This is a genomic window from Luteimonas lutimaris, assembly GCF_039537065.1.
In the GTDB taxonomy this organism is placed as follows: Bacteria; Pseudomonadota; Gammaproteobacteria; order Xanthomonadales; family Xanthomonadaceae; genus Luteimonas; species Luteimonas lutimaris.
Genome location: NZ_BAAAZU010000035.1, coordinates 1 through 1,065, shown reverse-complemented (window position 1 = coordinate 1,065; position 1,065 = coordinate 1). Strand labels below are relative to the sequence as shown.

Here is a 1,065-nt window from a genome sequence, read left to right as displayed (position 1 = left end):
GGGAAGACGACGCTGACGGCGGCGCTGACGAAGATCGGCGCGGAACGTTTTGGCGGCGAGTTCAGGGCTTACGACCAGATCGACATGGCGCCGGAAGAGAAGGCGCGCGGGATCACGATTTCGACCTCGCACGTGGAATACGAATCCCCGACGCGCCACTACGCGCACGTGGACTGCCCGGGCCACGCCGACTACGTGAAGAACATGATCACCGGTGCGGCGCAGATGGATGGTGCGATCCTGGTGTGCTCGGCCGCGGACGGCCCGATGCCGCAGACGCGCGAGCACATCCTGCTGGCGCGCCAGGTGGGCGTGCCGTACATCGTGGTCTACCTGAACAAGGCGGACATGGTGGACGACGCCGAGCTGATGGAGCTGGTGGAGATGGAAGTCCGCGAGCTGCTGAGCAAGTACGAGTTCCCGGGCGACGACACCCCGATCATCAAGGGTTCGGCGCTCAAGGCGCTGGAAGGCGACCAGTCGGAGATCGGCGTGCCGTCGATCCTGCAGCTGGTGGACGCGCTGGACACGTGGATTCCGGAGCCCGAGCGCGACGTGGACAAGACGTTCCTGATGCCGGTCGAGGACGTGTTCTCGATTTCGGGCCGCGGCACGGTGGTGACCGGCCGTATCGAGCGCGGGATCATCAAGGTTGGCGACGAAATCGAGATCGTGGGCATCCGCCCGACGACCAAGACGACGGTGACCGGCGTGGAGATGTTCCGCAAGCTGCTCGACCAGGGCCAGGCGGGCGACAACGCGGGCCTGCTGCTGCGCGGCACCAAGCGTGACGAGGTCGAGCGCGGCCAGGTGCTGGCCAAGCCGGGCAGCATCACGCCGCACACGCAGTTCGAGGCCGAGGTGTACGTGCTGAGCAAGGACGAGGGTGGCCGTCACACGCCGTTCTTCAAGGGTTACCGCCCGCAGTTCTACTTCCGCACGACCGACATCACCGGCGCGGTGACGCTGCCGGAGGGCACCGAGATGGTGATGCCGGGCGACAACGTGAAGATGGTGGTGGAGCTGATCAACCCGGTGGCGATGGACGACGGCCTGCGCTTCGCG

General features: G+C 66.3%; 1 protein-coding gene. It reads left to right on the top strand.

Annotated features, from left to right (window positions below; translation table 11 throughout):
* A partial coding sequence (gene tuf / locus ABD679_RS15290; RefSeq protein WP_344760885.1) for an elongation factor Tu occupies positions 1–1,065 on the top strand: 1,065 nt, incomplete at both ends.